Source organism: Vibrio sp. M260121, from assembly GCF_036533715.1.
In the GTDB taxonomy this organism is placed as follows: domain Bacteria; phylum Pseudomonadota; class Gammaproteobacteria; order Enterobacterales; family Vibrionaceae; genus Vibrio.
Genome location: NZ_JATABF010000011.1, coordinates 90,063 through 114,501, shown reverse-complemented (window position 1 = coordinate 114,501; position 24,439 = coordinate 90,063). Strand labels below are relative to the sequence as shown.

The following is a 24,439-nucleotide window of genomic DNA, read 5'->3' as shown; positions in this document are numbered from 1 at the left end:
GGGATAAAATGTTAGATGTTATCTCGGTCTGTGACCGAGAAGCAGACCTATTCGAATACTTGACTTATAAACGTCAACATCAGCAGCGCTTTGTCGTTCGCTCAATGCAAAGTCGTTGTCTAGAAGAACACGCTCAAAAGCTTTACGACTATGCGCAAGCGTTACCAAGTGTCGAGACAAAGGAGCTTACCATCCCCCAAAAAGGCTGTCTCTTGATCACAAGTCTAGTGATCAAGAGTCAGCTTAATCAGCGGGCTTTTTTATGACTGGTCACTTCAACCATTATTGCTGCGCTAGAATCATTCGAGCGTTAAGCGGTTGGATTGGGCGGTTGTTTTGCCCCATCGCTTTCGCAAACTCTTTCACCTGCTCTGGGGAGATGGTTTGTGTCTCTTTGATTACCAACCAGCGAACACCTTCAGAGCACGGTGGCGTAGTCAGAGAGCCATTGAAGCGGTAGTAATCTTTATCACTTGGGATAAGCGCGTCAGCATCAAATGGAACCTTGATGGCTACGTTCTGATCTTTAGTTGGGATGTTAGTGAGCAGCTTCGCTAGATCTGGATTTTCGTCACCCAATTTAAAGAACACCGCAACAACGGCCAGATGGCCAACTTTGTCGGCATGCACAAAGTGTGCTTCTAGTGGATATTCTTTACCATCTACATGGTTTTCAGATGGTGTATGGAAGTGGAACTGCTTTAGTGTAAATTCTTTACCATCAATAGTGAGCGTATTTTTGCCTTCTAAACTGGTCTGTAAAGTGTGGCCGTTATTCAGCAGTGAAATCGCCTTACCTTCGTAATCGAAATCCAGTTTTTCTAGCTTTGCTTCGGTCGCTGATTCGATATTGATTGGACTTTGGTTTTGGCCTTTCGCACATTCAGATGCGAACTCGCCCCAATTTGCAGGGCCGTGCTCACCCTCATAGCCCCAGTTTGCCGCGTTTACTGAGCCTGCAAATACCAATGCTAAACCAAGTGCTGTCAGTGACTTTCTCATTTTCATTTCCTTTTATATCTATGGTTAAGTAATGAACACTTTCTTATGCATATGTTCACGCATGCAGTATTAACAAAGGAATGAAGAAAATGGATTAGCTCGCGCTACGCAATCTATGTTTACCTGCTAAATTTGGAAATGATCTCCACATTTTATGTAATTGATAAGTCGATGATTAGAAAGTTATCAGGTTCAGATAAGGACAAAGTATTACCACCGAGAACACGCCGTTGTGAAATCCATTATCACAAGCAAGCACATGCGCCAGCTCTTGGCTGATCCACGACATCAGCTAAAACTCTTTTCTCATCAGAAAAGCACACGGCAAAAGTCATGGCGTCAAAGGATTCTCGTGTAGTTGAAACAGGAACAATTGTAATAAAGCGCTAACGCTGAAGTAGTAATGAGTTTGAGTTGTAAACGAAGCGCTGTTCAACAAAATAGTCTGTCATTAAAAACAAAAAAACGCCCCAAGGTTCACTTGGGGCGCTTTTATTAATCTGTATCAAGAGGTTTTAGGCTGCTTTATCGCGACCTTATTCCCAATCAAGAATAACTTTGCCTGACATACCGCTGCGCATTACATCGAAGCCTTCTTGGAAGTCATCAATCTTGTAGTGGTGCGTGATGATTGGCGATAGATCCAGACCCGATTGGATCAGTGAAGCCATCTTGTACCAAGTTTCGAACATTTCACGGCCGTAGATACCTTTGATCACCAAGCCTTTGAAGATAACTTGGTTCCAGTCGATACCCATGTCTGATGGTGGAATACCTAGTAGTGCAATACGACCACCGTGGTTCATTGCCGTTAGCATCGAGTTGAATGCGGCTGGGTTACCAGACATTTCTAGACCTACGTCAAAGCCTTCTGTCATGCCTAGTTCAGACATTACGTCTTCCAATTTCTCTTCAGCAACGTTTACTGCACGTGTTACGCCCATCTTACGTGCAAGTTCTAGACGGTATTCGTTCACGTCTGTGATCACTACGTGGCGAGCACCAACGTGCTTCGCAACTGCAGCAGCCATGATACCGATTGGGCCAGCACCAGTGATTAGCACATCTTCGCCTACTAGGTCGAAAGAAAGCGCGGTGTGTACTGCGTTACCAAACGGGTCAAAGATAGACGCTAGATCGTCAGAGATGCCTTCAGGGATCTTGAACGCGTTGAATGCTGGGATCACTAGGTATTCTGCGAATGCACCTTCGCGGTTAACGCCCACACCAATCGTGTTACGACATAGGTGAGTACGGCCGCCACGACAGTTACGACAGTGACCACATGTGATGTGACCTTCGCCAGATACGCGGTCACCGATTTCAAAGCCACGAACTTCCTGACCAATTGCAACCACTTCACCCACGTATTCGTGACCGACAACCATAGGCACTGGAATTGTCTTTTGTGACCATTCGTCCCAGTTGTAGATGTGTACGTCTGTACCACAAATAGCGGTTTTCTTAATTTTGATCAGAATGTCGTTATGGCCAACTTCAGGTTTATCAACCTCAGTCATCCAGATGCCTTCTTCAGGCTTTAGCTTTGATAATGCTTTAATTTTCATAGTATTCACCAAACATTGCCCCGCTCTATGCGTGACAAAAAATTCTTTCATCTAATGCGTTTAAAGAAGAAATAAAGGCTTTGCCCATGAGCCGACTCAGAAGAGTTGGGAAAGCCTTTTATCTTTAAGCGTAAACTCTTTCTCCTTCCAATCTAATCCCTCTCCTATGTTTTAGGAGGAGGCTAGGAAGGGGAAACGAAACTTAGATGATGCCCATGTCCTTACCAACTTGGATGAACGCGTCGATTGCGCGGTCTAGTTGCTCACGAGAGTGCGCCGCAGACATTTGAGTACGGATACGCGCTTGACCTTTTGGTACAACAGGGAATGAAAAGCCAATTACGTAGATGCCTTTCTCTAAAGCGCGCTCTGCGAATTCTGCTGCTACTTTTGCATCGCCAAGCATGATTGGAATGATTGCGTGATCAGCACCACCCATTGTGAAACCAGCGTCTTCCATACGAGTACGGAAGTGTGCAGCGTTTTCCCATAGACGGTCACGTAGGTCACCGCTCTCTTCTAGTAGGTCTAGAACGCGGATAGAAGCGCTTACGATTGCTGGTGCAACAGAGTTAGAGAATAGGTATGGACGAGAACGCTGACGTAGCCAGTCAATCACTTCTGCTTTACCAGACGTGTAACCGCCTGAAGCGCCACCCATTGCTTTACCTAGCGTACCAGTGATGATGTCGATACGGTCAACCACGTTGTGGTGCTCGTGCGTACCTGCACCAGTTTTACCCATGAAGCCAACAGCGTGAGAATCATCAACCATCGTCAATGCGCCGTACTTCTCTGCTAGGTCGCAGATAGCAGGAAGGTTTGCTACTACGCCGTCCATTGAGAACACGCCGTCCGTTACGATAAGAATATGGCGAGCGCCTGCTTCTTTCGCAGCAATCAGTTGTTGCTCTAGCTCTTCCATGTTGTTGTTTGAGTAACGGAAACGCATCGCTTTACATAGGCGAACACCATCGATGATTGACGCGTGGTTTAGTGCGTCAGAGATGATTGCGTCTTCTTTGCCTAGGATAGTTTCAAATAGGCCCGCGTTTGCATCGAAACATGAGGTGTAAAGAATCGTGTCTTCTTTACCTAGGAACTTAGAAAGCTTCTGCTCAAGCTCTTTATGGATGTCTTGAGTACCACAGATGAAACGTACTGAAGCCATACCAAAACCGTGCTCGTCCATACCCGCTTTACCCGCTTCGATAAGCGCTGGGTGGTTAGCAAGACCAAGGTAGTTGTTCGCACAGAAGTTCAGAACTTCTTCACCAGTAGAGATTTTAACCGCTGCTTGCTGTTGAGACGTGATGATACGCTCTGCTTTGTAAAGGCCTTCCGCCTTCACTTCTTCAATTTGCTGTTCAATCTGTTGGTAAAATGCAGAAGACATTCGCAATTCCTTCCTGTTTATATTGTCGAGTTTTTACTCGATTAGAATGAGGTTGAGCCTTTATGTGACGGGCATCACAGGCATTTACTTATCAATTAAGTGTAGTGTAATTCAAGGAAGGAAAAACGATTATCCCTCAAGGTGGAAAAGCATTAATGAATCCGAGGCACGAATCCAATTAATGCTTTTCTATGACGTTGTAATGAAAGGAGTTATAGCCAAGTTGGCTTAGCTAAAAGCGCTTCAAAGTCCTTAGCGGGTAATGGTCGGCTATAGTGGAAACCTTGCCCGAACTCACAGTTTAGGTTTTTCAAGTAATCCACATGACGCTGTTCTTCGATGCCTTCTGCAACAATCTTCAGATTCAGCGCTTTCGCCATCGCAATAATCACATTCACAAGCTCACGGTCGGACTCATTCTCAAACATGTTCTGCAAGAAGCTGCGGTCGATCTTAAGGCGATCAAACGGGAACTTCTGTAAGTAACTCAACGCCGAGTAACCCGTACCAAAATCATCAATGGTGAGCTTAGCGCCCAGTGCTCGTAAGTTGTCTAGCATCTCCATCAAGTCGCTACTGTGGTTGAACAGCAAGCTCTCTGTCACTTCCACATCAAACAATTCAGGTGACAAGCCCGACTCTTCTATGTGCTGCTTGATCTGTTCGAAAAGTCGATCGCAGTATCTAAACTGCACACTTGAGAAGTTTACCGACACAAACAGAGGAGCAACGTCCTGCCACTGTGCCGCCTGTTGGCAAGCTTGACGAATCGCAAAGTCGCCCAGCTGGTGAATCAGACCGTTCTTTTCGGCGATGGAGATAAACTCTTCTGGATTCACAAAGCCAAACTTCTCGTCGTTCCAACGCATCAGAGCCTCTGCACCAACAATGACGCCGCTATCGAGATCGATAATAGGTTGGTAATACAGCTCCAGAAGATCATGAGAAATGGCATGACGAAGACGACTTTCTAGCTCTAGAAAGCGCTGCAAATCTTGGTTCATGTTGTGATCATAGAAGCAGAATGCATTACGGCCATCTTGTTTCACTCGGTACATCGCCATGTCCGCACACGCCAGTAGCTGCTCTGCATTGTCGCCATCTTCAGGGAACACCGACATACCGACACTCGCCGACAGGAAGAACTCGTGGTTCTGCCAAACGAACGGCTCATTGAATACCGACAGCACGGTAGCTGCAAAACGTTTTGCGCTGTCGGCATCTTGTAAATCAGGGATAACCAATAGGAATTCATCACCACCAATGCGTGCCAACAAATCGGTTTTACGTACTGCGTTGTGCAATCGCTCTGCCGCCAGCTTTAACACTTCGTCACCAACGAAGTGCCCCATTGAATCATTGATTTGTTTAAAGTGATCAAGGTCGATAAACATGACCAGTACGTTTGATTTCATTCGCTCTGCGCGTGACAACTCTAAATCCAAACGTTCAGAACCATAAACACGGTTAGGCAAACCAGTAAGTGCATCATGTTTGGCTTGATATGCCAGTTCCATCTCGGACGATTTACGGCGCTCAATTTCACTGGTTAAACGCTCGTTTTGCTGAGACAAGAAATCTTTACGCTTTTTCTCTTCTTCCAGTTTGATTTTCAGTTCGACACGAGTGTTATTAAGCGTGAATGCGTACAGTAGTCCAACGACAATCATGATAGCGAGAACACTCAAACCATTGATGAACAGACGAGAGGTGTAGATGTCACGTTCACTTAATGACTCAAACCACGCCATTAATTTAAAGTGATGATGTTCGATCGGAACTTCAAAGTAGATTTTTTGCTTTAACTCTTGAGCTAACGCTTCTGGTGCCGTGATGTTTTCTTGTTCGAGTTTGCGACTGATCGAGTCCCACACTTCCATTTCAACATCATTGATCTTCAACACCATACGACTGTAGCTGTCTTCGTGTTCCTGGTTAGTCAGTTGGGAAATCACCACTTGTTTGTTGATGTCTGCAATCAAGTAGCCAACAGGCTTACCAGAGAACATCACTTGCTTAACCACTTGAATAAGGACTTTGCCGCCCTCTCGTATCGCTCTGACTTCTTCAGGGTGATCGTGCTCGTTAAGCAGTCGGGAAGTGTCTATACGGTGATCGGTTTTTTCGCCAGTGGTCACAATAGTAGAGCCATCTAACCCGATTAATGTCAGCTTTTTATAGATGATTTGATTATTGACGGTTTTCGCTTCTGCTTTCTCTTGGAGCTTACGCTTCAAATTGATCAAGCTCGCGCCTAACCCGTATTCCATCGACATCCCGGAAGCAAGGTTGGCAAAAAAAGTCTGCACCGTTTTATCGGTGGATAAATGATCGACATCTTCGCTGGCAAGCGTAAATAAATTATCAAGGGTACCTGCGTAACTTTTCACCTTTAAGTCAAGTTCTCGGTGTTGTGAATCTTTTAATTTATTTTGACCTAAACTCGTTACCGTAATAATCATCGCCAAGTAGAGCGACACTAAAATCGCACTAATGGTGATGATTCTTTGGCTTGATATTTTTTTTACAGACTTTCTCATATATCTTTCTTACTATCTTCTAAGAAGTAGTCATTATAGAAATAGTAAATAGATGGGTAGTATTTCTCGACCAAGGCTTGGTAGGTCCCATCTTGCTTAATTGAATTCAAATATTGGTTAAATGCGGCTTTTAGTTCAGGAGAGCCCTTACGGAAAGCCACTGCCATTTTTTGGTTTTCTGAAATTGGACCAATGACTTTGATCTCACCTGGCCACTTCTCTAATGCAATCAATGTGTCTGCCACATCCAGCAGTGTACTCTCTGCATCGTTCTTCATGATGGCGGGCACCATCTCATTCAAACGGCGCTGGCCATCAGGCAGGATCACCTTCGCACCGGTGTCGTACAGATTGTAAAGGTTCGGGTCTAAGCATGAGTGCTCCATCGCGAGTACTTCGCGTCCATTAATGAGCGCTTTCACTTTATTAATGTCTTGTTCCACGGAGCCTGTTGGTGTGATCGGCGTTAGCGTTGAATCTGTTCGAGCGATCAACCATACCGCAGAAGGAAAGTAATCATCTGAAAAATCGATCACGTTTTTACGCCAATCGAGGATAGTCACACCATTCGCAATCAGGTCACCTTCCACTGCCATCTTCTCACCGACGACAAGCTGTGCATCTTTGTACTCAACTTGCTGGCCTGTCAGCTTACCTACTACGTTGTTCCATTGCGCTGGTACGTATTGATAGCGAACGCCGAGAGATTTTGCGAACCCTTTTATGATATCGACATCAAGACCGGTCAGTGTTTGCATTTCGCCTTGGTCAATGTACGAAACGAAGTTCGCGTAAGGTACACCGATATGACGTAGCACACCTCGATCTTTGATGTCTTGCAGATCGCCAGCCGAGACAGAAGTCGACATAAATGATGCCACCCCAATGGCAAGTGCCGTCATGGTTCGTTTGATTGTTTTCACTGACATGGTGAATATCCCTCTCTTCTACAAAGCGCCCATTAAAGGGCGCTTTGACAGTTCAACAAGGTTAGAACGAGTAGTAAAGATCCGTAATCGCTTCGACAAGACTTTCCACATCTTTCTCATCATGGAATAAATGAGTCGAGATGCGCAGTGCTTGCGTCTCGTAAGCGTCGTCTTTGTACAGCTTGAAGTTTGTTGTACGGATGATGTATCCGTATTCTTCACGAAGACGGTCACGGAACAGAGTCAATCGCTCTTTATCTGTCACATCGCTTAATGGGTTAAACGTTGTTAGGCCACTGGTTAAACCTTCCACGTTTGGCGAATACATCTGAGCATGTGGTAACGCTTCGTTAAGCAGCGTCTTACATAGATCGCTCAGCTCTAGTACACGCTCTTGAATGCGGTCACGGCCAATCTCATCCCACATCTTACAGCTATCAGCAAGTGCTTGTTTTGCCGGGTAGTTATCGTTACCAATGTATTGCATTTGCAATTGCTTGCCTAGATGATCAGCGTGAGAAAGAGAAGAATTGATCAACCACAGTGGATTTTCACGATCGCTCCAGTACTCATTCAAACGGTTGCCGTTATCACGTACATACAAGATACCTGTCGCGCCCGGACCACACTGCCACTTATGGCCAGATCCTGCATAGAAGTCACAATCCATATCGTGGAAGTCTAAGTCGAACATACCGACAGTGTGCGCACCATCAACTAATGTTGGGATACCGTGCTGTTTTGCTAGAGAACAAATCGCTTTGGCTGGCAGCGTTGTACCTGTTTTGTAGGTAATGTGAGAGAACACGATGAGGCGAACATTGTGGTGCGCTTCAATCGCTTCACGGAAGGCTTGAATGTAATCTTCTTCTGAAACCTCTTCCGTGCCCGTGAAAACAGGAAGTTGAATTTCAACGACCTCGACACCGAAGCGGTGTTTTGCCACATTCATTGGTGACGTTGCAGCAACGTGTTCGTGGTGAGTAGTTAAGATTACATCACCCGGCTCGAAATGCAGACCGTTGATGATTGAACATAAACCGTCGGTAGTGTTACGACTCAAAATGATTTCGTCTGGATTAGCACCAAAGCCTGGTGCAACGTCTGTCACCATTTCAGAAACATGAGGCCAAGCGCCAAACTTGTCTTTCATATCCCACGGGTACTTAGCAACGATTTTGTTGTTGTCTTCGTATCCTTCAAGAACATGTTTTGGCATCGAACCCGTCGTACCAATATTCATGTAAGTCGTTCGTTTATCCAATACAAACTGCTTTTGAACTTTACGCCAAAAGCGCTTATCGTTCTTTTTACCTAGACGGCTCCAGTCGATATTCGGTTCCTTTGCTTGAACAGCACCAGAAAACGCTGAAGCACTGACGCCAGCCACAACTGCACCAGTTGCACCTTTTAAAAAATTGCGGCGGCTGCGATTAGTCTGAATAGATTCCTTGTCGCTCATCTTTTCGATCCTTGTCGGAAGTTTAGCCATATTATAAATTATGAATCCGTAACTATCTGTTACTAAACTATTATTACCTAATAGACCTATAGTTTATGGGTTCTCGCTGCTATTAAGTGACTTTAGTTCCACTTTTTCATCTCGAGTGATGATATAAGCAACATTTTATACAACATTAAATAAACAACTAAACACATAACAGAATATTCATTAAAACACTTATTACCAATATAAATCACAAATCAATTTATAACTTCCCTTAGAAATACAAATTAATGATTTGTAATATTTAAATCACAAATTAGACAACAAGGTTAATATCGCTTCTAGCACGTTAAATATGTAACAATATGTACCTTTTGGTTTAATTTGATTTGTATATAGTCTTTGAAAAAAATTTAATCAATTATTCAAGATAAACATACTAAGTTGTCAAATTAGCTATTTTGGCGAGGCGTTTTTCCTAAAGCGAGAAGCCTTAAAATAGAGGCATAGAAAAACACCCAGTAGGAGGGCTTTTGATGAATGGAGCACGGCTACGCTGAGAACAAAACGTTCACACGGCTCTCAACGTAAACTTCTGTTGGTACAGACACGACGTATCGCTGGTCTCAAGATAACTGTGATGCAGCATTAATATCGATTGAACAATCTTAGTGCCTATCCCTAAAGAACCGCTCTCTGCTTCGTGCTCGATATGATTAACAAAGGTAAAATGGATACGCGATTTATCCTCACTCAAACGCGCTTGGCAATGAACCTCCGAACCCATAGGACTATGGCGCAGCGCATTTTCTAGCAGATTAAGCACTAGGCGCTCTAGTAAACCTTTATCACCTACGGTTTGAATCTTATCGTCGACATCCATTTTCAATACGACTTCTTTGCGAGAAAACTGGCTCTGCATCGTCTCGGTACATTCGGTCATCAGTGCCTCAAGATCGACAGGTCGATACTCGTAGTTTGGTATTGGCGCTTCTTTGCGCGCCGAATCAAGCAATGAGTGCAATTGCGTTGAAAGCTTCTCACAATTTCGAAAAGCCACGTCAATCAGAGGATCAGACTCCGGATGCTGCAAACGCCACGTCTCCAAATACCCAAGTACGCTCGATAGCGGTGTTTTCAAATCATGGCTAAGTTGCAGCAAGCTCTGGCGACGATGAGAAGATTGATATTCTAACTGTAAAAACTGCTGCTGAATGTGCTTCGCCATCATCTGGTAAGAGTTCGCGATCGGCACTAACTCCGGCACTTGACGAGTAAAATCGGGTTGTAGACGAAAATCATGTTCTGCTTGCTGTTGAAGCTGATTAGTGACGCGCTCAATTGGATTCAACAAGCTGCGCTTTACCAGTACATAAGCGCCCAATGCAAAGCCTAAAATCGACACCAAAACTAACCCCGCTAGCGCAATATAAGGTGTGTCGACCTGTGCGCTGGCAATGGCATCATGTCTGGTGCTGCCAATCACAACATAGAGATAACCCAAGGTCGAGCCGAGCTCTTCAATCGCGGCAACGGAAAACACTTTGTGTTCACCACGATTACGAGGGTCTTCCCCCAAAATAGGAAAGGGTTCGTCATTTAAGAATTGCTTGATGGGCTGGAGATCCACTTTACCCATGATCTCTGCCCCTTCTGGCGCTGCATGGGTAGTGATATTGCCCTGACTATCAAGAAAGTAAATTTCGAAATCAGGACCGATCAGCATGAGCGTATGAAAGATAGATTTAAGCGCTTTGGGGTTGTAATCGGTACCTATCATCAATGGGCTATCATCGCGCATATGGCTTGCAAGGTCTTTGTGCAAGCTCTGCTTGGTACGCAACTCAATCGTCTCTTTCTGCCAATTGTAAGTGAGGCCTATCACCATTGCTGCCAACAAAAACCATAAGCTTGTGAATATCACTAAGCGAGATTTGAAGCTCATTTTATCGCCTCCCTAAACAGCAATATTGGTTGTGAGCGTGATTGAGAACATGACAACACATAAATTCACCAAGTCATTGTCTAGGTTGAAATTTATACCCAACACCCCAGATGGTCTGGATGAAATGATGATCAGAATCAGACAAAGACAACTTGCTACGTAAGCGGTTGATGGTGCTACACACGGTATGGTGATAACCGGAATGGTTGGTGTTCCAAACGTGGTCGAGCAACTCATCTTTGCTATAGACTCTACCCGGACGCGTCGCGAGGAATTGAAGCAAGGTAAACTCGGTCGCAGTGAGGGTCACGTCCTTGTCATGCAAAGAGACTTGATGCAACTCTGGAATAATTTTTAACGGACCAAAATCCATCGCATCTTCTACGACGTTTTTATCCGTTTGCACTTCCGTGGTATGGCTAACACGACGCAGCACATTGCGGACTCGCGCTTGGAACTCTAATACGCTAAATGGCTTGGTAATATAATCATCCACTCCCGCTTCTAAACCGTCGACTTTATCCATCTCCCCATCTCTGGCTGTCAGCATAAGTACCGGACTCCAATCTTGTTTCTGGCGCAAATAATGGCAGACGTCGAGACCATCACCGTCTGGCAAACCCCTATCAAGTATCAATAAATCAAAAGATTGCTGTTGATATTGCGCTTTAGCCTCGGCGATATTCGTTGCTCTCAACACTTGATGCCCTTGAAACTTGAGATGCATTTGAACCAGTTCCGCCAAATCATCGTCATCTTCCACCAGCAAGATGTTCGCGACTAAATTGATTACCTGTTGTTCCATGGTCCTTTCCTTGCCTTCAAGTATCCTCACTTTGCACATGACCGGAACAAATTAGAAATTCTTTCAAAAAAGGTTCCGATGACGCCATGAGGGATGCGCTTAGTACAAGCACTTTGGAAAGGAGACGTCATCGGAGCCTGTTTTATTCGACTCGAGTGATGGTGACTTTCGCACCAGGGTTTAAGAAGCGGTGGTTAGCAGAGAGCGCAGAATTTGCTAATCCGTCATCTTGGCTAATAACACCAGCATGGAAAGCAACGACATCATTGCTATCATTACGAACAGCATTGAAACCTTCACCACCTCCTGCAGGACCCGGAATGGTTGCGGCAAGCTCATCGTTCAGCTCCGTACCGGAGTCCCAAACGTTCATGCTCATTTCATAGCTTTCACCGACCGCTAACGATTTTAGCGACAGCCCTGTTTCACCAACAAAGGCATCATTGGTATTCACAAACATAGACGCCACAGACAAGTAACCGTAACGACTAGGGTCAACCGTGATGGTGACTTCGTCCGATGCACCCGGCAACACCAATCCATTGCCCGAAATACCTTGGTAAACACTGTCATTGCTGTTCATCAATTCAATCAGCTCAGCGTTACTACCGCCTTCGGCGAGATGTTCAAGTTCAACAGATGCCGCTTGTCCTATTTCAAACAGTTGGTAGTCACCATTGTGAGTGAGTACCGCAAGCGGAGACATAGGTTGATTCGCAGTCAAGTTCGCCACGTTGACGGTGTAGCGGTACGATTTCACTACGTCATTATCATCATCGCTTGGACAACCAGCGAGCAAGCCGACTGAAGCTGCTACTAGTAAGATTCTGTATTTCATACATCCCCCTTACTTCACAACGATTGTGATGGTTGCAACTGGGTTTAACCAACGATGGCTGCTGCTGTCTAGGTCACTGATGCCGCCGGTTGGATCGCTATCACCAAGGTTACCCGGATGCACGTGAACTTTGTCGTTAGTTACCGTAGCTTCAACGCCTGTGCCGCCAGTACCAAAGGTAATGAAAGGTGGGGTTGGCATGCTAGACGCAAGTTCATCGTTCGCTTCTGTACCGGCATCGTAACTTCTTAGCGTTGCTCGGTATGTACCCGCTTCCGTTGGAATCTTCCAGCTATCCAGACCGACAAAACCGTCATTAGTTGGCAGCAACATCGCGCTCAGAGAAAGATAACCGTGGTCGCCACTGTCCAAAATGAAGGTGGTTGCCACACCCGGATTCAAAATACCACCAGCAGGATTCTCAACTACCGCACCACCAGCGTTACCAATCACACTAGCAAGCCCAGAGATATCACCGCCTTCTGCCATTGCTTCTAGTTCTGGCGTTGCTGCTTGACCCGTTCTAAACATTTGAAGATCAGAGCCATGTGCAGCAACAATAAGTGGCGTAAAGTAGATACCTTTGGTTGCGTTTGTCACGGTGATTTCCAATTCCGCCGCATTCACTGATGCAGAGCCTAGTGCCATAGCGACTGAAGTCATGACGAGTCCGAGTTGGGTACGTTTTTTCATTGTGATTCCATCCTTTAATGAGGGTTGAACTACCCAAGTCCATGTGTACGGCTTTACTTCTTTGTTCGTGACTTGAGTAGGTTAAGCATTACGTTTCGAACGTTTTGCGTTCTTGCCTCTAAGAATGACGAGCAAATCTATCAGCAAGTTCATCGAATTCTCATAAAATTCTCACAAGTTCTGTACGATTTTTTTCAGCAGCAATTTTTACTCTTAATCAGCTATTTACACTTCGCGCTTTCCCCTCCTACAATGCGATATTCCCTGTTTAAATCACGATTCTCACCATGATTCATAACGTTCTGTCTGCCTACTATGGCGAAATCTACGGCATCGCTTTTTTCAATCACTACTTGAGCCATTACGCCCAAAGTGAACAACAAACGCTGTGGCAAACCTTGATTGAAGTGGAAGAACTCACCGCAGAAAAGCTCAAACCTGTACTGCTGACAAATGGCATGGATATCGAAAGTCGACACCAAGAGATGCTGGGTAAAGGCTTGGCAGATGCAACCAAGTGGATTGATTTACCATGGCAAGAGTTGGTGGCGACTCTTCTGAAATGGGTAGAACCTTATGAGGTCAAGTATCGAGAGTGGCATGAAGAAGTGAAAGCTTCACAGCAGTATTCAATCGCTGAGCGAGAAGCTATCGAGTTGATTGCAGACCACGAAACGGCCATTTATCACTGTTGGCAGCAATACCATACTGGTGAATCTGGCTTGCCTGCACTCCATGTATTTTTGGCAAAATATCGTTAAAGCGAGACGGTGACACTTGAACCTCGTGAAACCGTACCAGACAATATCGTTATTCCGCAGCGCAGAACTGAACAACTATGGTTAATCCAAAACTCATTGCCCTACTTCCTGATCTTGCTTCGTTTATCTTAGTGGTAAACGAAGGCAGTTTTACCGCTGCAGCCAAACAACTCGGCGTGACGCCATCGGCTTTAAGTAAGTTGATCACCCGACTAGAGCAAGCCCTTTCGGTGAAACTGTTTGAGCGCACGACTCGCAAGTTGATCATTACTCAAGCTGGGCAAAAGGTTTACGACCAAAGCATCGCAATGGTGAATGCCGCGCAGCAAGCCGTTGAGTTATCTGCAGAAGATCATGCTGAGCCAACAGGCGCACTCACAGTGGCAGCCCCTGAAGCATTTCTTAATTCGGTGCTTCAACCATTTGTGTTGCCATTCCTAGAACGTTATCCAAATATACAGCTTAAGCTGCGTGCAGCAGATGGTGAGATTGACCTTTTCCGCCAAGGAATTGATGTCGCATTTAAGCTCACCGACAAACCCGATGAGAATCTGGTACTCAAAGAGATCAGCAAGACCAATCTCGTTTTATGTGCCTCTCCAGATTACCTCACCAAACACGGTATGCCTGAGCATCCCACGGAGCTTGAACAGCACGACTGCATTTACCTTGCCGAGAACGACAAAGACAACATCTGGTCGTTCTTTAAAGAGGAAGCGTTCCACTCGATTGCAGTAAGTGGACGCTACGCCGTCAACCATTCTCAAATGCGCTTGAACGGGGTTAAGTCTGGCTTGGGAATAGGGATCTTCCATGACTTCGTGATCAAAGACGCGTTAGAGCAAGGAGAAGTGGTGGAGGTTCTGCCGGATTGGATGATAAAGAGTAACTACCACGGCGCTATCGCGATGCAGTATGCGCAAACCAAATACATGCCTGCTCGTCTGCGCGTGTTTATCGACTTCGTTAAGGAGCATTTAGTCTCCGAGGACACTAACCATGCTTGAGGATACGAGCCATGTTTGAAGAGGCTAACCATGTTTAAGGCTATTCATCACGTCGCGATCATTTGCAGCGATTACCCAAGGTCAAAACGCTTTTACACTGAAGTGTTGGGATTGAAAGTCATTGCTGAAAACTATCGCGAAGCCAGAGACTCCTACAAGCTTGACCTCGCTTTACCTGACGGCAGCCAAGTGGAACTGTTTAGCTTTCCTGGCGCACCAGAGAGACCGAGCTTTCCCGAAGCACAAGGCCTGCGACATCTTGCGTTTTTGGTTGATGATGTTGAACAAATAAAAGCCTACCTAGAATCGAATGGCGTTGAAGTTGAGCCAATTCGTATTGACGAATTCACAGGCAAAGCCTTTACCTTCTTCCAAGACCCAGATGGCTTGCCGCTGGAGATTTACCAGAAATAAAAAGAGCCAGCACTTAGCTGGCTCTTTTACTATTCCACTATTATCTGTTTTGCTAATTCAACGCTGTTTTCAGCTTCTCGACTCGGTTGAACAACAACCAATCCAATGCGAGAACCGTCACAATCGCCAAACCGCCCATCGGGAACGCCAGACACAATACGACTAACGTTGCCAAACCAAGCTTCCAAATGCCATCTTGCTGAAACTTAGGTGGCGCCCCCAATGCTGCACTGCGGCTAGGGCGACGAATCCACCACATCACCACACCTGTGATTGAGATTAAGATGAACGCCAAACAGAACACCACGTTGAGTACTTTGTTAAGCACACTGACATCACCTTGATGCAATGACACACCTGCTGCCATGAACTTGGCAAATACGCTGTAATCTTGCCATGTGACGTCCACCAACAAACGACCGGAGTATTGGTCAAAGTGACTGGTGCGATCTTGTCTTGGGTCGGAAATATCGCCGCCCATAGAGTTAGCTGCAACGGTGTAAACGCCCGTCTCAGAGCGTGGCAAAAACAGCTTATAGCCAGTGAAGCCCATCATTTCAGCCTTGAGGATGATATCATCAATGGAGAGCGCATCATGACTGCCTGCGTATGCCATCTCTTCCTTCATATTGGCATGATCGTGAGCGGGCTTATCTTTCGATTCTGGCACAGCAGCAAGCTCTAAGTTCCATGGCATCTCTTCTGAAGCTCCATGGTTAAGATCTTTATGTGTCAGTGTGGATTCCGGTTTTTCACCCCACGTGTAATAGGTTGGGAAAGTATTCCAAGCTTGCACCATTTTCGCTCCCCAGATCCCTGCCCAAGACAAACCTGAAATCAAAAAGAACAACAGAACAATCGACAGCACGCCACCTAAATTCGCATGCAGGTCACGCATCAAAATCCGAGGGCCATTGTTAAAGCGAATTTTCAAAAAGCCGGCGCGACTGGCGTTGTCTCTAGGTAACCAAAGGTACAAACCAGATACCAACAGCAAAATCCCCAGACTTGCGGCGATTTCAATTAAACGGTCGCCTAGGTCGCCGATGAGCAACGTGCCGTGAATGCTGTTCATCAGTTCATAGATGCTATCACCACGATTAATGGTGCCTTGTACGTCTCCTGTGTAAGGATTTACTGCAACAATCAGTGAGCTGCCTTCTTGGTTTTGAATCGAGAATCGGTTAGCAATATCGGCCGTTTTAGCAGGTAAAAATTGAGTGACATTAAAATCGGGATACGCCTGCTTTACGGTTTCCAGTTGTGCAGATACAGGAGCCATTTGCTCTTGTGGTGAAACTTGTAATGTCGCTTCGTATCGAGCCAGTTCGATTTCGTCATCAAACAACATTACCAACCCTGTGAGGGAAAGCATGAGCATAAATGGAATGACGAACAAACCTGCGTAGAAGTGCCATCGCCAAGTCATAAAGTAGATGGATTTTGCGCGTGAGGCTTCCTTGAGTTGAGGCTTTGCCGAGTTTCTCAACATGTGTATTTTCCTTTTTTCATTGTTGAACACCCAAATTCAGTCAAACGCATCCTGAACATACGCATTCGTATGCGGCGCTAATTGACTTAGATTCGGGAGTACCACTGCTCGAAGTGGCAGTGTTGCTGACTATATACCCAAGTGACTTCAAGATGCTGGATTCAGAGCGTTGTCATTGATTCGAGTGCAAAGAAAACAACGCTGTGTAATAGACAACTCTTTCCAAGTTGTTTGAAGCAGCAATCGGATCAATGACACGCTCCCGAAGGGCGAGTTGCCTTGGCTTGTATACTTTGTTGTCGATATCTTGATTTAGACCCACTAGACCTTTAAATCGCCGCCGCGTCTACAAACCAAGTCATTCTCGCTGAACCAAGCATCTCGAGGTTACTTGGGTATCGTGTAATTGTTTTTGTTATGAGAAAAGGGAAACTGGCGGCGCTCGAGGAACTGGTGTTTCAAATCGCACACTTAGAGCCAAATAAGTGTAACTGTCAGAAATCACCGAGCTCAGTCGTGAAAGTATCGGTGTCGTTGGAAGTGTATCGTGATGAAAAGTCGAGAAGTGGCTAAAAGGACAAGGCTTACCTTTGTGGCTGACAGAGTTGTCGCCCTCTTCTATCTGAACCAATTCAAAACCGTTAAGCGTACATAGCGTCGCCCACACTCCCATGCTGTTACCATGAGCATTGATAACAGGCATCAGCGTCACTAGCACCCAACTTAGAGCACTAGCAAATAGCATGGAGCGATAAAAAGGAATTAATCTACGCATAACGGTGACTTAACAAATTTCACACAGCGTAACCAATTCTGAGTGGTAGCTCAAAAAGAGAATCAATAAGTGGATTCTGCCTCACAGGTTTTCTTGAATATTGTCATGGCAAATCACAAAATCAAATTCTAAGAATGCTATTAAATTTATACTCGAGTCGATGTAGTTTTTTAGTGAACAGTCGACGAACTGTGAGCATCACTCATATCTCTTTCCCTCCTCCCTCATGGAGGGACTTTTTAATCAAAAATAGAATTCGAATAATATTATAATCTAACTAATTTAAACACCAGCCAATTAAACGAAAGAAAAATTCATTATTTATATGAGCATTTAAACATCATATAGCTAAGCATTTCAAAATAAATTAATTTAAAATTGCTAACAAGACTAATCAAAAAACAGTGCAGAAACGTAAATTATAGAGCTTAAAAAATAGACCAAATTTAATTTTAAAAATCTGTGAGCAATGTAATTACTTACTGAAAACCAATTCTGTTATATTTCGCATACTTTTTTATTTATAGTAGGAAGAGGCATGTCTAGTTCTAAGTTAAAGGGAGATACCGAAAGAAATAACACAAAGATACAAAATCGTGAGAAGACTCCTGAGAGTTTATATTTATATGAAATAGGTAGATATCCGATATTAAGCAAAGAAAAAGAGGTAGAGTATGCTCGGGCAGTTAAAAAAGGAGAACGATTTGCACGCCTGACAATGATAAACTGCAATTTACGACTTGTTGTCAGTATAGCTAAGCGCTATCAAGGACGAGGTATGCCACTTTTAGATTTGATAGAAGAAGGTAATATTGGATTGATAAAGGCTGTAGAAAAATTTGACCCCGAACTAGGGTTTCGATTTTCGACTTACGCCACTCACTGGATACGTCAAAACATCGAGCGTGAGTTAATGAATCAAACTGGTATCGTTCGCCTTCCTATACATATCGTGAAAGAATTGAAGCGTTATAAAAAAGCATACAAAGAGTTATCTCGGAAAAAAGTGACGAAGTCACTCCTAATGAAATTTCTTACTACTTAGGCATACCTATCGAAAGCGTAATAAAAACTTAAGTTTTGATAGAGTTGCTATATCGATTGATGCACCAACAGCTCTTGATGAAAATTCAAAATCTCTACAAGATACTCTAGTTTTCAAGGACCAACATTCATCAGAAGAAAAATTGGAGAATGACAATTCATTGCAGGTACTCTCTATTTGTTATAACAACCTTGACCCAAAGATAAAAAATGTATTGTCACGTAGGTTTGGATTGCATGGGTATAACCAAGAAACACTAGAAGAAATTAGCAAAGATTTGGGATGTAGTAGAGAAAATGTTCGAAGGCTACAAGCTTTAGGTATAGGCAAGCTACAACTATTATTAAGAAAGCACTCTATGTAAATTGAACATTTGATAATTTAAGTTATCTTAAAGATACTTATATTTAATTCCAGAAGAAAAATATTGAAAAGCCATAAAAACAAAAGTTAAAGTTGATAGAAAACTTAGTAATTAGCATATTTGGCTCTTATGGCATCTTAACATTCTTCTCTTTGCACAATCAGCCGAATTTTATCGGCTGATATCATACCCTGTTTGGCAAAGACTCAGAGTGATTAACCGAACAGTTTGCTCCAGATACTTGGGTTGCGTTTGTCGTGGTACTCTTCACGAAGGCTATCGATTTCTCGCAGTTGGTCTTTCGCTTCTTCTAGCTTACCCGCATCAAGATCCGCTTCAATCTTATCTAGCGTTACCGTCAGCTTATTAAAGCCTTCTAGGTAGATATCGAACTTCTCTGGTGGGTAATTTCCACGCTTAGATTGTTCAACGATCGCTTGCAAGCTATCAATCGCAGATTTCATGGTTTCAATATCAGACGCTTCTGCCGCCTGTTTGAATTCCATCTTCATCTGCTTCATGTTTTGTTTTAAGTTGACGGCTTCTGCCATTGCGCACGTTGAGCCTAACGCAATTACACACCCCAACACTAAAGGACGTAACATCTTCACTTCTCCATTGAATGCCGAATTCTGAGTCGGCTTTTTAATGCGAGCAGTGTAAAGCAATCCCTTAACACTTGCATAACCAAAAATGTAATCAAGTTTATGCGTTGCGAATCTCGTCATACTCTGCAATTGGCATACGGCCTCGCCGCTCTAAGAAGGCTAAGAATTGTTGTGCTGTGTGAGTAATAACCTTGCAGCTATCGATGCCGACTCTATCCATTAACTCACCAACCAAGCTCAGGTTACCTACATCGTGGCAGAAGTGCGCATCACTGCCTGTGGTGAAGAAGACACCGAGCTCTTTACCGATTTGTGCAATCTCATGGCAACGGTCTACGCTACCGACACGGCTGTTACCTTTCAATGTGGTGTTATTGATTTCAATCGCGACATTGTGCTCTTTTGCGCACTTCAGCACGGCTTCAAAATCGAAGTCAAAGTTGGGGTTACCTAAATGGCCTAGCGCGTCAACGCGACCGTTTTTGATGATGTTCAACAGCGCTTCAGTGTGCGTAGCACTGTCCGCTGGGCGGAATACTGGCTCATGAAAGCTAGCAATCAACCAATCCAAGTTGCGATCAACGCTATCTGGAATATCGATCTCCCCCTTGGTGTTCATGATGTTAGATTCAACACCGCGAATAATCGCAACTCCTTCAAGAAAGCGAGGCAGAATTTTCTGGTTAGAGAAGAACCAGTAATGAGGCGCACCCGGCATTGATTCAGCGTGGTCGGTCGTGCAAAACATATCCAGCCCGTTCTCTTTTGCCGATTTCGCGTTTTCAATCAACGTACTATAAGCGTGGCCGCTGGCGTACGTATGCGTGTGGGTATCAACCTTAAATTCCATCATCAACTCTCTTGGTGCGCAAATTGGCGGCTATTGTATACCCACAAGCAACCTGTCGTCAGCCCAAATTGACCCGCAATCTAACCTTACTCTTCGCTGATGAGCTTGATCAACGGCAGCGCCTTTTCCCAACCATGATTGAACATCGACACAAAATCACTGTGAGTATGAATGGTGATACTCAGCAACAAGCGATCTTCTATCGTCTCGATCTGATAGATCTCACGAGATCCGATCCACTTAGATGCCAAATCCCCATCCAATTGCTGCCGATTATCCGGGTTAAAAATGGCAACATGATGAAACTCGAGTTTTTGTAGCGGCAGCACCGTATCGATGATCGCCCTTGTCCCGCCCATATCTGGGTCAAAGAAAGTAATGTCACTTCCTTCTTCCCATGCACCATCAAATTGAGACTGAGGTGAAAAGGCTTGCGCCCATCGCTTGTATAGTCCGACATCGGTCAATACGCTCCATACGCGTTGAGGCGTCGCGGCAATCTCGACGTGATAGTTTAAAGTCAGCATATTCTCTCTCCCTGCTCCTTTCTTGACGCTAGTCCATTCTGATTAAAAATCAAACAACTCAATGGCAACCAAAGGAGAATTGCGAAGCCCGACATCAATTAGGCCGCTTACCGACGCGTAATCATTAAGATGATATTTAGCAATCAGAACATTATTAAAACATCTATGCCAACCCAAAATTTGGCTATTTTCATTAAACTATGCCATGTCGATAGAAATCACAATGAAGAAAGTTACGTATCAATGAACGAAAAAGTGGTGCGCTCCAATAAACAGCACAACATAAATAAAGTGAAACCAAAACAATCATACGAAGTTAAAAACGTCATTAAGTTTGTCAGGAGAGCTTTTATAGAAGAGAAACCACTTATCTCTTACAAAGAGATGGAGTTTGCCACCATCATATTCAAGAAAATGGAAAAATAAACCATGTGCTTTCTAATTGAAGATTACTTGAACAAAAGCAACGGTATAAGTCTTATCGATATCAATTATAAATTACAAGAAATCGTTGATATTAAAGGTAATAACTTGGGCTTCGAAGTGCTAATTGATCCCAGTACTCTATCTAAACAAGCAGCGAAAGAGGTATACTCTAGGGAAATCAAATATCCTCATATGAGTCGTGCATTAGTTGCAAGGCTAGATCGTTACATCAATCGTTACTCTGATGATTTTAAAGGAAAACATCTGTTCATTAACCTAGAACGCAGTAATCTTTGCGACAAATATCTACTGTGCGATATCGTCATTCTCAAGAAAAGCTTAGAGGAGCTAAAAGCTAACTTAGTTGTAGAAATTACAGAAAGAGATTCATGTAAAAGTTGTTCAGAGATAAGAAAAGGATTCGAGTTTCTTCAAAAACAGAAGGTTATGCTAGCAGCTGACGACTACGACTTAGATTCTGATTTTCGAGAAAAAGAGCTTTTATCTGGCTTTTATCAGTTCCTCAAAGTAGAGCACTCTAATAAAGAAGATCATTACAGTAAGGTGGTTGAGCTAAGTAAAAAAACGCGCACAAAATTAATAATTGAGCGCGTCGAGACTAAAGCAGCCCGTAAGCAAATAATGAAAAATGACGTTAATTTCTGGGGTCTGCAAGGTTTTTTGTATTCCACTGTTTTCGTAAATTTGTAAGAGAAATTCTACTGTCGGAAATTCCTAAGATTGCACAAGTTACAATCTACAAAATCACAAGACTGTAGACATTTGAGTTTTTTCTTTATTTTTGGAATTAATATAGGGTTTGAAATTGCTTTTATAATATTTATTTTTACAAGATAGAGTCCCATTTTTTGAGATCCTTTTACAGGAGGGTAATACTTGACTTCTTTTGCATTAAAAACTTTTCTTGCAAATTCAAGTATTGGATAACCAGCGATAAAAATATAAACATAATCTTTACTCTTAAAATGGTTAAGCAAGTAATAACAAATAGCTTGTACAACGAGTTCAAAAAAATAATTAGAATTCATTGCATGCCCTAACTTAACTAAACAACTACGCTTAACTTCATCTTCAGGAATAGGAATAAAGGAAGGCAAGTTATCTATTTTCTCAAGGTTCAAAATGCCAGCCCAATGTCCAATAACTTCGCCTTCACTATTTTTAAGTAAAATACATTTATATTTAACTTCTGATTTAAGGGAATAAAGTTCTGATAAAAAACCACTTATCGCAGATAGATTTCCATAGAATTCATCAAATAATTCAATATGGTCATAGTAAGTATGAGATCTTATCTCACTAGTCACGTTTTCAGGTAGGCTTTTGTACGATAGCGCCGTTAAAGAAAAGTCAAAAGCTTTAACCAAATTAGTTAAGATGTTGGTATATCTCGAAGGACTCTTCAATTCGTCGACATTAATATTTAAGATAATCTCTCTCAAATCATAGTCAAGACACTTAGCAATAAGAAATTGTTTATATAATGGGGGAACCACCTTACCGGTTAACCAGCGACTCAACGTTATCGAATCTAATCCCCCAAACTCCTCATAATATGCTTGTTGTAAAATAGCGATGAGTTCCTTCCTTGAGGTTTCCCTTGCTTCTAACCAATGTGCCAAGTCTCGCTCAAAGTTATATTCCATACATCCTACCACTCTATCTTTATAATTATTTAGTCAAGACACTAGTGAATACTAATAAAAATCATACTAGTGGCTATACCGAAATTACCTGTTCAAACAGATCAGTTTCATATATAGATCTTACACTAATTTACAAAGTAGATTAGTTAGCAACTGCATCAATAGTCATACGCTCGTGCTAATAGTCAAATGTATCAATTGATATATAATATTTATAAGGTGAGATATTTTTAACTTGAGCATTAAACCCTATTGATTTTTTCCTATTGTTTTAAAGTCATATCGTTCATTACAACGCTTTTTATTCTCTAAAACTACAGAAAACCGAACCCAACATGTGTTTGATATCACCGCCAAAACAATAAGGCTTATACCGAATATTTGTTTATGGCTCATTTGATCATCAAAGAAGGCGTGCTGCCACACCGCGGTAAACAGCAGGTTGGTGAATATAAGTGGAGCTAATTGAGATCCACTACTTACCAGCTGATACGCTTTCGAACGAAAGACCTGTGTATTGATGATCAAAAGAGACATCAAAAAGACAAGCAATGTATTCGGTGTTTCAAACGCGTGGAGTGAAAGCGAGTGCAATAACACACTTGTATCGTTGAAAAGCATCAGTGGCAATATCAGTAAAGCAGCACAACCGAACGTCCAGAAGTTGATTTCTAATGGCGACAGGTCACTTTTACTGGCTTTATAGAGTGTCAGTTGCGAGCCTGAGTTAAACAAACCACCAGCCAAGCCCAATAACAGGTCGACTCGCCATGTAAATTCACCATCTGCGCCAGCCAACAGAATGACCCCAGTAAATGCCATAACCAGCGCCACTATGGTCGACATTCGAATCTGTCCGCGCATAAAGAGTTTTTCAACGATAGGCATAAACAAAGGCCCTGTCGCAAACAACACCACACCTTCGACTAGGGTGAGCGTTTGCAAAGAAGCGATAAAGCACAACTGACACATACCAATACAAAAGGCACGAAGCAAAATGGGTTTAAAAGTCTTGCTATTAGGGAGAGTCAGGTTTTTGAAGCGCAGCATGACCAATAAAATCAAAGCCGGAGTGAAAAAACGCAAGAAACTGAATAAGGTCACCGAAAGATCATCACTAAGCTGCTTCGCTAGCAGTCCAGTAACAGATAAGCTTAATGTAGACATCAGCATAAAGATGACGGGTTTATTTTCGACTTTCATTGGATACTCCTTAATCCATGGAGTATTTTAGGCAAAGGCGTTAATCAGAAATAGCGAGTTATTTTAAACGCTAATGTAAGAAAAACTTACAAATTAAGAATCAGCTTACCGCTAACTACAAAGGTAATAGGAGTGAA

At 43.4% G+C, this 24,439-nt stretch carries 23 protein-coding genes and 1 pseudogene; 7 read left to right on the top strand and 17 right to left on the bottom strand.

What is annotated here, in order from left to right; genetic code table 11:
- Positions 1-206 (top strand): annotated as a pseudogene (locus tag QTO06_RS09000) (IS4 family transposase); the annotation flags it as partial.
- A gap of 76 nt (positions 207-282) precedes the next feature.
- Here QTO06_RS09000 and QTO06_RS08995 read toward each other — a convergent pair.
- The 10 genes from QTO06_RS08995 to QTO06_RS08950 all read right to left on the bottom strand — a co-directional run bounded on the left by QTO06_RS08995 (position 283) and on the right by QTO06_RS08950 (position 13,163).
- The gene (locus QTO06_RS08995) at positions 283-1,002 is read right to left on the bottom strand and encodes a carbonic anhydrase (RefSeq protein ID WP_331407502.1); all 720 of its coding nucleotides are present in this window, start codon (positions 1,000-1,002) and stop codon (positions 283-285) included.
- Between the two features lie 536 nt (positions 1,003-1,538).
- Positions 1,539-2,570 (bottom strand): L-threonine 3-dehydrogenase, encoded by a 1,032-nt coding sequence (gene tdh, locus QTO06_RS08990; protein ID WP_331407500.1) that lies wholly within the window; start codon positions 2,568-2,570, stop codon positions 1,539-1,541.
- A gap of 202 nt (positions 2,571-2,772) precedes the next feature.
- Positions 2,773-3,966: a glycine C-acetyltransferase gene (locus QTO06_RS08985; RefSeq protein WP_005432273.1), complete on the bottom strand. Its 1,194-nt coding sequence runs from the start codon at positions 3,964-3,966 to the stop codon at positions 2,773-2,775.
- Between the two features lie 212 nt (positions 3,967-4,178).
- Positions 4,179-6,506 carry a putative bifunctional diguanylate cyclase/phosphodiesterase gene (locus QTO06_RS08980; RefSeq protein ID WP_077201992.1) on the bottom strand — a complete coding sequence of 776 codons (2,328 nt, stop codon included), beginning with the start codon at positions 6,504-6,506 and terminating at the stop codon, positions 4,179-4,181.
- On the bottom strand, positions 6,503-7,435 hold the full coding sequence (locus tag QTO06_RS08975; protein WP_045370749.1) for a transporter substrate-binding domain-containing protein: 933 nt from the start codon (positions 7,433-7,435) through the stop codon (positions 6,503-6,505). The genes QTO06_RS08980 and QTO06_RS08975 overlap by 4 nt, the downstream gene beginning before the upstream one ends.
- Positions 7,436-7,496: 61 nt before the next feature.
- Positions 7,497-8,897 (bottom strand): aminotransferase class V-fold PLP-dependent enzyme, encoded by a 1,401-nt coding sequence (locus tag QTO06_RS08970; RefSeq protein ID WP_331407498.1) that lies wholly within the window; start codon positions 8,895-8,897, stop codon positions 7,497-7,499.
- Positions 8,898-9,453: 556 nt separating this feature from the next.
- Positions 9,454-10,827 (bottom strand): sensor histidine kinase, encoded by a 1,374-nt coding sequence (locus QTO06_RS08965; RefSeq protein ID WP_045416902.1) that lies wholly within the window; start codon positions 10,825-10,827, stop codon positions 9,454-9,456.
- A 73-nt stretch (positions 10,828-10,900) separates the two neighbouring features.
- The gene (locus QTO06_RS08960; protein WP_331407496.1) at positions 10,901-11,632 is read right to left on the bottom strand and encodes a response regulator transcription factor; all 732 of its coding nucleotides are present in this window, start codon (positions 11,630-11,632) and stop codon (positions 10,901-10,903) included.
- Positions 11,633-11,774: 142 nt separating this feature from the next.
- Entirely contained in the window at positions 11,775-12,470 is a 696-nt protein-coding gene (locus tag QTO06_RS08955) for a spondin domain-containing protein (protein ID WP_331407495.1), read from the bottom strand.
- A gap of 9 nt (positions 12,471-12,479) precedes the next feature.
- A complete protein-coding gene (locus tag QTO06_RS08950) occupies positions 12,480-13,163 on the bottom strand; it encodes a spondin domain-containing protein (RefSeq protein WP_331407494.1) in 684 nt (227 codons plus the stop codon).
- 287 nt (positions 13,164-13,450) lie between these two features.
- Here QTO06_RS08950 and QTO06_RS08945 point away from each other — a divergent pair, with 287 nt between their 5' ends.
- The 3 genes from QTO06_RS08945 to gloA2 all read left to right on the top strand — a co-directional run bounded on the left by QTO06_RS08945 (position 13,451) and on the right by gloA2 (position 15,345).
- A complete protein-coding gene (locus QTO06_RS08945) occupies positions 13,451-13,924 on the top strand; it encodes a hypothetical protein (RefSeq protein WP_331407493.1) in 474 nt (157 codons plus the stop codon).
- Positions 13,925-14,001: 77 nt separating this feature from the next.
- On the top strand, positions 14,002-14,931 hold the full coding sequence (locus tag QTO06_RS08940) for a LysR family transcriptional regulator (protein WP_042601221.1): 930 nt from the start codon (positions 14,002-14,004) through the stop codon (positions 14,929-14,931).
- Positions 14,932-14,961: 30 nt separating this feature from the next.
- Positions 14,962-15,345, top strand: coding sequence for an SMU1112c/YaeR family gloxylase I-like metalloprotein (gloA2, locus tag QTO06_RS08935; RefSeq protein WP_331407489.1), 384 nt, complete (start codon positions 14,962-14,964; stop codon positions 15,343-15,345).
- 52 nt (positions 15,346-15,397) lie between these two features.
- Here the strand turns inward: gloA2 and QTO06_RS08930 are convergent, their stop codons facing one another.
- Together QTO06_RS08930 and QTO06_RS08925 are read right to left on the bottom strand one after the other, a co-directional pair.
- Positions 15,398-16,837, bottom strand: a complete 1,440-nt coding sequence (locus QTO06_RS08930; RefSeq protein ID WP_331407488.1) for a PepSY-associated TM helix domain-containing protein — start codon at positions 16,835-16,837, stop codon at positions 15,398-15,400.
- Positions 16,838-17,252: 415 nt separating this feature from the next.
- Positions 17,253-17,612, bottom strand: coding sequence for a hypothetical protein (locus QTO06_RS08925; RefSeq protein ID WP_079401910.1), 360 nt, complete (start codon positions 17,610-17,612; stop codon positions 17,253-17,255).
- A 538-nt stretch (positions 17,613-18,150) separates the two neighbouring features.
- On the opposite strand from QTO06_RS08925, the gene QTO06_RS08920 reads away from it, so the two are divergent.
- Both QTO06_RS08920 and QTO06_RS25530 read left to right on the top strand, forming a co-directional pair.
- Positions 18,151-18,657, top strand: a complete 507-nt coding sequence (locus QTO06_RS08920; RefSeq protein WP_331407487.1) for a sigma-70 family RNA polymerase sigma factor — start codon at positions 18,151-18,153, stop codon at positions 18,655-18,657.
- A 142-nt stretch (positions 18,658-18,799) separates the two neighbouring features.
- On the top strand, positions 18,800-19,021 hold the full coding sequence (locus tag QTO06_RS25530; protein WP_443088830.1) for a sigma factor-like helix-turn-helix DNA-binding protein: 222 nt from the start codon (positions 18,800-18,802) through the stop codon (positions 19,019-19,021).
- 215 nt (positions 19,022-19,236) lie between these two features.
- On the opposite strand, the gene QTO06_RS08915 is transcribed toward QTO06_RS25530, so the two are convergent.
- From QTO06_RS08915 to QTO06_RS08905, 3 genes are all read right to left on the bottom strand, one after another.
- Positions 19,237-19,626 (bottom strand): cytochrome b562, encoded by a 390-nt coding sequence (locus tag QTO06_RS08915; protein ID WP_331407486.1) that lies wholly within the window; start codon positions 19,624-19,626, stop codon positions 19,237-19,239.
- Positions 19,627-19,726: 100 nt separating this feature from the next.
- Entirely contained in the window at positions 19,727-20,479 is a 753-nt protein-coding gene (locus QTO06_RS08910) for a phosphatase (protein WP_331407508.1), read from the bottom strand.
- An 86-nt stretch (positions 20,480-20,565) separates the two neighbouring features.
- A complete protein-coding gene (locus QTO06_RS08905) occupies positions 20,566-21,006 on the bottom strand; it encodes an SRPBCC family protein (RefSeq protein ID WP_331407485.1) in 441 nt (146 codons plus the stop codon).
- Positions 21,007-21,459: 453 nt separating this feature from the next.
- Between QTO06_RS08905 and QTO06_RS08900 the strand changes: the two genes are divergently transcribed.
- Entirely contained in the window at positions 21,460-22,143 is a 684-nt protein-coding gene (locus QTO06_RS08900) for a diguanylate phosphodiesterase (protein WP_331407483.1), read from the top strand.
- Positions 22,144-22,151: 8 nt separating this feature from the next.
- Here the strand turns inward: QTO06_RS08900 and QTO06_RS08895 are convergent, their stop codons facing one another.
- Both QTO06_RS08895 and QTO06_RS08890 read right to left on the bottom strand, forming a co-directional pair.
- On the bottom strand, positions 22,152-23,099 hold the full coding sequence (locus QTO06_RS08895; protein WP_331407482.1) for an XRE family transcriptional regulator: 948 nt from the start codon (positions 23,097-23,099) through the stop codon (positions 22,152-22,154).
- Positions 23,100-23,348: 249 nt separating this feature from the next.
- Positions 23,349-24,302, bottom strand: coding sequence for a DMT family transporter (locus tag QTO06_RS08890; protein WP_331407481.1), 954 nt, complete (start codon positions 24,300-24,302; stop codon positions 23,349-23,351).
- Positions 24,303-24,439 lie beyond the last annotated feature (137 nt).